Origin of the sequence: Cryobacterium sp. 10I1 (genome assembly GCF_035019805.1) — a bacterium.
In the GTDB taxonomy this organism is placed as follows: Bacteria; Actinomycetota; Actinomycetes; order Actinomycetales; family Microbacteriaceae; genus Cryobacterium; species Cryobacterium glucosi.
This window is the reverse complement of the sequence record NZ_JASJVF010000149.1, coordinates 1-8,249: the sequence shown is the minus strand read 5'-3', so window position 1 is coordinate 8,249 and position 8,249 is coordinate 1. Positions and strand designations below refer to the sequence as shown.

Annotated in this window: 9 protein-coding genes; 3 read left to right on the top strand and 6 right to left on the bottom strand. The window is 62.4% G+C overall.

What is annotated here, in order from left to right:
- Positions 1-47 precede the first annotated feature (47 nt).
- The 6 genes from QN345_RS12715 to QN345_RS12690 all read right to left on the bottom strand — a co-directional run bounded on the left by QN345_RS12715 (position 48) and on the right by QN345_RS12690 (position 5,646).
- Positions 48-1,169, bottom strand: a complete 1,122-nt coding sequence (locus QN345_RS12715) for a Mu transposase domain-containing protein (RefSeq protein ID WP_323508713.1) — start codon at positions 1,167-1,169, stop codon at positions 48-50.
- Positions 1,170-1,744: 575 nt separating this feature from the next.
- Positions 1,745-2,017, bottom strand: a complete 273-nt coding sequence (locus tag QN345_RS12710; RefSeq protein WP_323508712.1) for a hypothetical protein — start codon at positions 2,015-2,017, stop codon at positions 1,745-1,747.
- Positions 2,018-2,658: 641 nt separating this feature from the next.
- Positions 2,659-3,033 carry a hypothetical protein gene (locus tag QN345_RS12705; RefSeq protein ID WP_323508711.1) on the bottom strand — a complete coding sequence of 125 codons (375 nt, stop codon included), beginning with the start codon at positions 3,031-3,033 and terminating at the stop codon, positions 2,659-2,661.
- 41 nt (positions 3,034-3,074) lie between these two features.
- Positions 3,075-3,428, bottom strand: coding sequence for a hypothetical protein (locus tag QN345_RS12700; RefSeq protein ID WP_323508710.1), 354 nt, complete (start codon positions 3,426-3,428; stop codon positions 3,075-3,077).
- A gap of 95 nt (positions 3,429-3,523) precedes the next feature.
- The gene (locus QN345_RS12695) at positions 3,524-4,474 is read right to left on the bottom strand and encodes a hypothetical protein (protein ID WP_323508709.1); all 951 of its coding nucleotides are present in this window, start codon (positions 4,472-4,474) and stop codon (positions 3,524-3,526) included.
- Positions 4,475-4,989: 515 nt separating this feature from the next.
- Positions 4,990-5,646 carry a hypothetical protein gene (locus QN345_RS12690; RefSeq protein WP_323508708.1) on the bottom strand — a complete coding sequence of 219 codons (657 nt, stop codon included), beginning with the start codon at positions 5,644-5,646 and terminating at the stop codon, positions 4,990-4,992.
- A gap of 502 nt (positions 5,647-6,148) precedes the next feature.
- On the opposite strand from QN345_RS12690, the gene QN345_RS12685 reads away from it, so the two are divergent.
- From QN345_RS12685 to QN345_RS12675, 3 genes are all read left to right on the top strand, one after another.
- Positions 6,149-7,267, top strand: coding sequence for a DUF4232 domain-containing protein (locus QN345_RS12685; protein WP_323508707.1), 1,119 nt, complete (start codon positions 6,149-6,151; stop codon positions 7,265-7,267).
- 122 nt (positions 7,268-7,389) lie between these two features.
- Entirely contained in the window at positions 7,390-7,818 is a 429-nt protein-coding gene (locus tag QN345_RS12680) for a hypothetical protein (protein WP_134561024.1), read from the top strand.
- Positions 7,812-8,096 (top strand): helix-turn-helix transcriptional regulator, encoded by a 285-nt coding sequence (locus QN345_RS12675; RefSeq protein ID WP_134449598.1) that lies wholly within the window; start codon positions 7,812-7,814, stop codon positions 8,094-8,096. The genes QN345_RS12680 and QN345_RS12675 overlap by 7 nt, the downstream gene beginning before the upstream one ends.
- The last annotated feature ends 153 nt before the right edge of the window (positions 8,097-8,249 follow it).

Sequence of the window (8,249 nt, the reverse complement as noted above, 5' to 3'; positions counted from 1 at the left end):
TTGGCATGGCCGCTAACAAATGGTCCTGGCTTGGTTCCGCGCGGATGTCAATGAGAAACCGTGTTCAAGGCCTCCGCGAGCGTGTGGCGGGCGAGGACAACGCCGGAGACCGTCGCGATATCGATGGTTGCCGCGCCGAGGCGTTGGTGGACGACGACGCGGGCAGCGGCCAGCTCTGGCGGCACGGAGTACCGGTTCCCGCGCCAATCGATCAGGGCCTGCCTCGTCGCGGTGCGTTCCTCGGTCACCACGACCGGGAACAGCGTCGGCGGCAACGGTTGGAGGTGCTCCGCGGCGAACATGACCGCGGCCGTCGTCGACCCGTCCCGGCCCTCGCGCCGCCGCCCGTCTTGGCCAGTGGCGAACGCGGTGAGGCGTTGCTGGGCCTGCTCGAGGGTGACGTCGTCGGGGAGGTTGCGCCACCAGCGCTGCGCGGCGGTGTGGTTGTTCTTCTCGACCACGCCCTTGCGGTTGCCCGACCGGGGCCGGCAAGCGACGACGCTGTCCGCGTGGTGCTTGGAGAACGCGGCGAACATCGGCGTCAGATCACTCGTCCCGGCCTTCAGCACGGTGCTCATCCGGTCGAACCGCCACGTTTTCGTCACCCCGCCGAGCAGCCCCAGCAGGACCGTCATCGCGGCGAGCAGGTGGGGCAGGTCCATCGACGGGGAGATCACCGCCCGCCAAACCCCGGAGTGCGCGAGCGACCCGACGAGGACGTAGGCGCGTTTGGTCGGGAACGCCCACCCGGCTGGGGCGTCGGGCAGCTCGACCCAGTCGAACTGGGTCTCTTCGCCCGGCGGGTGCTCGATGAGCGCGTTGGGCCGCTTCGTCACGTGAGCGCAGGCCGTGCAGGCCGGCCGCAAGTTCCGGTACCGGATCTGGCGAGTCAGGGTCTGATACGACCCCGAGAAGCCCAGCGGGACGAGCTCGTCCAGCAGTGTCGCCGCCCAGAGATGCGGGTCCTCGGCCAGGCGGGCGGTGACGTAGTCGAGGAACGCGTCGAACGGGGCCGGGGCGGCGCGTTGACGCACTCCCGGGGTGCGTTGGCCGGCCAGGTAGGCGCGGATGGTCTTGCGGTCGTGATCGGTGCGGCGGGCGATCTCACTGATCGTCATCCCTTGCCGTTTGAGCGCGTGGATGTCCACGTCGTCCTCCTCTGAAAGCATAGGAGTAGGGCCTTTCTCGGGCTGGTGTGTGGTCGAAGACCATCAGCATCGAGGAGGGCCCGCTTCTATGAGCGGAAGCGACCCGGAGTGGGGAATTTCAGTGAGCAGAACTGGGGAATTTCAGTGAGCGCCGTCACAATAGGGGGTCAGCCCACGATTCGGAAGAAATAACACGATTAGTGACGGCGACTGGAGGCTCTCCACCTTGCTGCGGCGCGCGTCATCACTCGGGTGACATAAATCATTATCGAACTCAATCAGCTGGCTCTATCCCAAAAGTGGATTTCGGCAGACAGCGGCTAAGTACGTTGCATCCCAGCGTTCATGCGGAATATGCGTTCCAGAGGGTTCGCCTTCAAGCACACACTGTTTCGAGACCACGCCGTTATCGTGTTATTTCTTCCGAATCGTGGGCTGACCCCGTTAACAGTGCAGCACGGGGAAGACTCGAAACTGCGCTGACTGGTGATCTAAAGCATTCAAGTGCAACGAGCCCACGATCGCGCGAAAGACCGCAGCCGAACGCAAGCCTTCGTCCTGGGGTAACTATTTCGTGCTATGAACGGCGAACTTGATCAGTACGGCAAATGCAGGCGGAAAGCTGCGCGCCTTGCCTCTGCCCAACTGTCGTATTCGTCGACGTCGTACAGCGGAGACACGGGCCGCACGACCCAGGCGAGCTCCGGCGATGTCGTCTCTTCAATCGTTGCAAGTTTGGCGAGTGCACCACCGACGTAGCGAGCCGCGAACCACTCCGTCTCGCTCGCGCGGCCGAGGTAGCTCAAATGCCCGTCGAGCGCATCGATATCTCTGCCGGCACCAATCGGAATCTCATGTGGGTCGCTCACGAGAACGGTCCCGCGTTGCTCGTGCCCAGTGCAGCGTTCAGTTCCGTTACGAGGTCTTCGCCCCTACATCCGGTGGGACAGTCATAGCTCGTGTACATTCGCCCGGTCATCGTCAATAGCGGGACATCTATCACTTCGACCTGCGCGACTTTGCTGCACCGCGGGCAACGTATTGACTGCACGTGCGAAGTCTATTCCTCTGCCAACCCGCTGGGCCCCCAAGCTGTCACGAATAACAAATTCGGGGTCGAGGAAGAATGGTGCAGTAGTTGGCGGTAAGGATTCTTTAGGGCTGGCTGGCTGGGTACGGTCGGGGCTCATGGTCGATTTACCTATTGACATGGCGGCAGATCTAGGGCCATACTGGTCACGCCGTGTAGAGTGCGTCCAAAAATAGCCAGCTAATGAGCTGGCTTTTTTTATGCCCTCGGCTCTGTTCCGACGCCGCCGAGCGGGTCAAAGACCTCACTCACTCCACCTGCCCGCTATTGCTGGCTTTTTTTTGTGCCTTCTTCGTGGCACCCACTTAGGCGTTTCAGTGCGCCCCAAAAGCAACTCATCCGCGCCTCTGGCGCGAGATGAGTGAGCCGGCCATCTCGGTCGGCGGTCCCGACGGTGGAGGTAGTAATTTGCCCCAGCTGTTAATTGAGATTCCGGCACCCGCAAGCATCGTGGTCGGCTTTGCTCTGGCATTCTTTATCGTTTGCCAAGCAATTCGGATCGTGTTGCCAGTGCTGAGCGATAAGGCCGCGCAGCGCCTCGCTCTGGTTCGCGTGCACCGGAATACGCACAAGCGTAAGTAGCTCAAAAGACGCACACATTCCGTCGGGCAGCGAAGCTCTGCCCAAAATCAGCCGAAAACGATCGTTTGTGAGCTGGAACACGCTCGACGAGAACGAGCAGCCCACAAACGTGTCAGAACTGCTGTTCACGGAACTGCCCGGAATCAAGATCCGGGAAAAGGTTTTGAAATGAACAGGGTTTTTGACACCGTTTCTGAACGATGTGGAAAGCATCCAAGATGCCTGCCGGCCTTTACTGCCCGTAAGCCGATTGTTCAGCGAGACAGCGGCCGAAGCTGCCCTTCGGTCACGGGAAATGTCACCTCGTAGTAGATCTGAGTTGAGTTCATATCGCCCCAGTCGTCCTTCTTGACGCGGATCGCGGCGGCTGACACCTCAGCGATCCGCACACGCAGCCAGGAGCCATCCTCCAGCCGCAACTCGTGTGGGTCGGCAAGGTAGCTCAGCCCTAATTCTTCGAGAGCATCTTCGGCACGCATCCAGTCCACCACGTCGGTTCTCCGACGTCCCAACAGATCGATTGCGACGAATCCCTCACCGACAGGCTTCATCCACCCCACACGCTCACCGTCGTCCGAACGTCGATGTTCGATCCAGTCCGCATCCATGCTTCAAGGGTAACGATCCACGCACAGATGAGCGCCCGCTAAGGGATCCTCCAGCGTGCGATCTACGGGGGAGGGTGGAGTTTCGTCGTTGGCCTCTAGCCGTCCTCGATGAGACACAACAGGCCGACAAGATGCATCAATGAAATCAGCGCGTTGGCCTTGCTGTACTGCCTCCCGCTCATGGAGTGAACTGTACCGTGACGTGTGAACTGTGCGGGAACGGGCTCACCACTCTTGCCTCGGAACATACTGAACGCGCCGTAGAGGCTGTGGAGCACTAGCAATGCACGGGGGTAGTCAACTTCGTACCAGGTCGGGAACGTCCGGGGCGACGAACCTGGTGGGTTCGGTTTGCCGTTGCTGAAGTGCTTAGTTGCCTCACTAAAGGAAGCGCGAACGAACTTTTCGGTGGCGGTGTCAAGGGCGATGGCCGCTAGCGCTTGACCCGCCCGCCAGTACCCCGCCTTCATGACGCGGGCCGCTTCGATCGCGGTTCCTCGCCACTGCGTGGTCTCGCCGGATTTAAGCCGCCGCAATTCCTTCATGCATGCGGTCAGAATTGCGTCTGCCTCGGCAGCGATGATCCTGCGCCGACCCGCAGCAGTATTCGCGCCCAAGACGCGTCGGAGAACGTCGTTCGGCGGAACCCACGCGAGCGGGAGGCCCTCCTTGAGCTGCAGCGATTCAAGCTCGCTCAAGTCAGGGAACTCGACTTCCGGAGACTGCCAGTTCGGCGGCAGTGACGCAACGAACTGGTCATGCTGGCGCTCCACGAGCTCCCAGAGTTCGCGACCGCGTTGGCGTTCGCGCTCCTGCCACTCGTCGATGGCTGTTCGCGACCTCTGGTTGAGTTGATCCTTCATCTCAACCAGCACGTCGAGCACACCCCTCGGAAGGTGCGGAACGCGATCGGCTATGTCGATTGTCAGTGGGTCTTGCGCCATGAAGTCAGCCAGCATTGCATCAGCCCGGGCCTTCGCCTTGACAATTGCCTCGTCGATCGACGACGTACGCGGCGGCAGGCTTTCGTTCGGTAAACGGGTCACGCTCTCGACTGTATAGAGGTGGGGTCCACGCCAAGCGGACGGTGAAGTCCCCGGATCCCCAGCACCTCTCAGCGATCTCGAGTTTCGGATTCCGCGTGAGATGGCGGATCCGACGCACTGTTCGTAAGGCGGTCGGTCACCGGACGCTGTCGTCGCCATCGGTGAGCTATCGCCGCGCCATTGCTGGGATGCCCGTTTACCCCGCCCGACTTAATTGCCCGCAGGGGTGCGGTGCCCTAACTGCAACACGCACATCGTCCAGTTCACGCTTGGTGCAAAGCTGTCGGAATCCTCCAATGAGCGGAGTGCATTCGGAATCGATCGTTTAGCACCAGGTCGACGCGGCCGGCGCCGACCCTTGATTTTCCGGGGACCGTCACCTGTGGAGTTGATCACTAAGTGGCGATTTTCTGTGACCGCTCGGCGTCGCGGTTAGACGCGGGGCCGTCTTGAAGCCGCCCATTGAATTTGAGACACAACGGTTACGAGACGAAGTTCAAATTTCAGGCGACTGCTCACTTGGCGGTGAATTGTCTCTTCTTGCGTAATCGTGCGTCTTCTGGTGCTCGCCATTGCGAAAAGAACTCCCCGAACTGGGGGGCATCGATCCTGGCGGCATTCATCACTTGGTCGAGTTCATGGATCATCTCCGCTTGAAATCGAACAAGGCCTAGACACAGCATGGTTCCGCGAACCTGAACGCGTTTTGTCTTTAACCATTGCTGCTGTTCGGCGTATGAGCTGGTCAGGGATTCGCCTGTCTCGGATTCGAAGTGGATCAGTACCGCAGGCAGCCTATCCATGTCTTGGGCGCCGACCAGATCGCGCGCCTCCCTAGGTGTGATCTGCTTCTCCTTCTCGGTGAGAACCGCAAACACCAAGGCATACCAACGCCGCACGGGATCGGCGATCGGCTGACTAGTGGTCGCCGTCGAGGACAAGGAATTGAGGTTGTAGTAGCGATCGCGGGTGGCGAACTCGTCGAGGAAGGCGAGCGTCTCCGGTTCGCCTCGATTGCTGGGTTGCTCGATCTCGAACCCTCGTCGCTTCGACACTTCAAATAGATTTTGAAAAAGGGGAACCAATTTGTGACCCGAGTCTTTGAAATATTGGCGGGTTGGAAATGCGCCGGTCTCGAGCCTCTGGTCCAGTGCAAGGATGAGTTTGGCCATTCGCTCGATGGCGATACATATATTGAAGAACCCCTCGTAATATCGGCCGGGGCTACCGTAATCAGCGTTCCGCAAGGCGGTAGTACCGGACTCGAGGAGGCTTTTTGCCAGCCAAGCTTCCTGTGCCAGGGCTCTCTTCGCAGCGTCCGGCAAGTGCTCCCACGTAAGTGCAGTTACCGGTTTCAATGTGCCCCTAGTTGTTCGATGAATGCTCTTGTCCGAACACTAGCGCCGCAGCCCGACTCAGACGATTCGACCCAGCCGTGTGCTACTCGACAGTCTCGTAACCCTAGGGCGGCTTCAAGGGGTCGTAGCAACACCGTATGAGTGAGGTGTTGTTCATGGCGTCGAGAGTTGTGTTGAAAGAGCGCGAGAACTTGTTCTGGGTTCGGGTTCGCGAGGGGATGTCGGCCGCCGCCGACTGTCGTTGTCCTCGGCAGTTCTCCGCGGTCGGGGTCAACGATGGGCCGGCCGGTGAGCAGCTCTGGAACGAGTACAGAACGTGTGCGCCGGCGCATTCGGCTTCCTGACCTGGTTCGGCCTCGTCCCGACCGCCTTCGTGAAACACCTCCTTCCTGAGACGATTCCGAGCAACGTCTGGTTCTGGTCCTGGCCCTGGGTCGGCCTGGCACCGCTCGCCTCAGCGGCGGGCGTCTTCGTGGTCTACCTGGTCCTGGCGTGCCTGATCGTGGACAGGACGGACGGATCCCGCGCCGCCCGGTTCTTCGCCCTCTGGTTCGTGGCCGTGCTGACCGGCTTCCTTGCCACCCTCCCGTGGGTGATCAGCGCGATCATCTCCGCATTCCCGCCGTCGCGCGCGGCGTTCGTGCTCGATCCGGCCGGCGAGTCCATGCTCCTCAGCGGATACTGGGGGATCGCCTGGGGCTGGTTGCCGGCCGTGCTCACCCTGCGCCGGGTCCGGGTGCCCGCCACCGCAACCGGGCCGACCGCGGATGCCGCCCTTGCGCCCGTCGCGACCGGCCCCTTTCGCAGGCACCCGCTCGCCGTTCTCTGTGGCATCATGGTCGCCGTCCTGGTCCTCTCCGGCCTCGGGGCGGGATTCGGAAGCCGCGCCGAGCGACTCCACGCCGCGGCGGAGAACGCCCTCGCCGACGGCAACACCCTCGGCGCCGTCCCCGATCCGGATGTCCAGGTCACGCCCCCGCCGACCGTTGCTCCCGACGCGGCGGTGGCTCCCGTCGGATGGTGCACGAAGGAAGACACGGCGGTGCTGCTCGGGGATCCCGATGCCGCGACCGGACACCGCACCGTGTCGATCCAGGCCATGAACTTCAGCGACGTCCCGTGCACGCTCAACGGCTACCCCGATCTCGCCTTCGCGGACCAGGCCGGCTCCTACCTCGCCGTCACGCTCGTGCACGGCGGCTCCTTCATGACCACCGACGACGGCCCCCATCCCATCGAAGTCCCGGCCGGCGGATTCGCCATCACCCGACTCGGCTGGGATGCCATGGCGACCGCAGACGTGCCCGTGACCTACACGCTGTACGCGGCCCTGTATCCCGGGCTCGATCGGGGCTCCTGGCCGAGCACCCTCGACATCGTCGCCGGCGGAGAGGTCTCCGTCACGGCGTGGTCCCTCACCGGGGCATCGGACTGAGCCGGCGCGAACCGGGGGCCGGCAACGAAGATGTAGCTTTTCCTTGACACGAAGTATGATTTTCTTTACATTGAGTCATGTCAGCTTTACTTCGCACCGTTTCACGGCCCTCAAGGAGTCCGATGTCAGCCCTGGAAAAGCGAGCCTGGATCAGGCTCGGCACCGCGATCGCCGCGTACGCGACCTATCTCGGCTTCATCCTGATCCGGGAGGACGGCATCCCTCTCCCTGAGGTGCCCTACGTGCCTGCGCTGCTCTGGACCATCGGCGGCGCCATCGTCGTGTCGATCGTGCTCGACATCCTGGTCTCGATCCTGTCGCCGCGGGACGCCGGGCAGGCTGACCAGCGCGACCGCGAGATCGCCAGGTTCGGCGACACCGTCGGCCAGTCGTTCGTCGTGATCGGCGGCGTCGCCGCCCTCCTGATGGCCCTGCTGCAACTGCCGTACTTCTGGATCGCCAACGCGGTGTACCTCGCGTTCGTGCTCTCGGCGGTCCTCGGCGGAATCGCGCGGCTCGTCGCCTACCGGAGGGGCCTGCCCCAATGGTGAGGCCGGCGAAGTCAGCGACCTCCGCGAAGCCGACCCGGGTCACCAACGACATGAGGCGGCTCCGCTTCGCCCACGGCGAGATGACCCAGGCCGATCTCGCCGACCGCACCGGCGTGACCCGCCAGACCATCATCGCCATCGAACAGGGCCGCTATTCGCCGTCGCTCGAGCTGGCGTTCCTGATCGCCCACGCCTTCGGCGTCCCGCTCGACGACGTGTTCCAGTACCCGACGCCATCCCTCACCCCGCCCCTCACCCCGTCAGGAGAAGAATCATGAAGGCCCTCGTCCAGAATCAGTACGGTTCCGCAGACGTCCTCCACCTCGAGGACATCGACGAGCCGGAGGTCGGAGCCGACGAGGTGCTCGTCCGGGTCCAGGCCGCCGGGATCGACGCCGGCGTCTGGCATCTGATGGCCGGGCGTCCCTACC

Excerpts from the sequence above, each read along its gene's own strand:
- QN345_RS12675 (WP_134449598.1), top strand. The coding sequence starts at position 7,812 with ATGGTGAGGCCGGCGAAGTCAGCGACCTCCGCGAAGCCGACCCGGGTC.
- QN345_RS12700 (WP_323508710.1), bottom strand. The coding sequence starts at position 3,428 with ATGGATGCGGACTGGATCGAACATCGACGTTCGGACGACGGTGAGCGT.
- QN345_RS12715 (WP_323508713.1), bottom strand. The coding sequence starts at position 1,169 with ATGCTTTCAGAGGAGGACGACGTGGACATCCACGCGCTCAAACGGCAA.
- QN345_RS12705 (WP_323508711.1), bottom strand. The coding sequence starts at position 3,033 with ATGCTTTCCACATCGTTCAGAAACGGTGTCAAAAACCCTGTTCATTTC.
- QN345_RS12690 (WP_323508708.1), bottom strand. The coding sequence starts at position 5,646 with ATGGCCAAACTCATCCTTGCACTGGACCAGAGGCTCGAGACCGGCGCA.
- QN345_RS12680 (WP_134561024.1), top strand. The coding sequence starts at position 7,390 with ATGTCAGCCCTGGAAAAGCGAGCCTGGATCAGGCTCGGCACCGCGATC.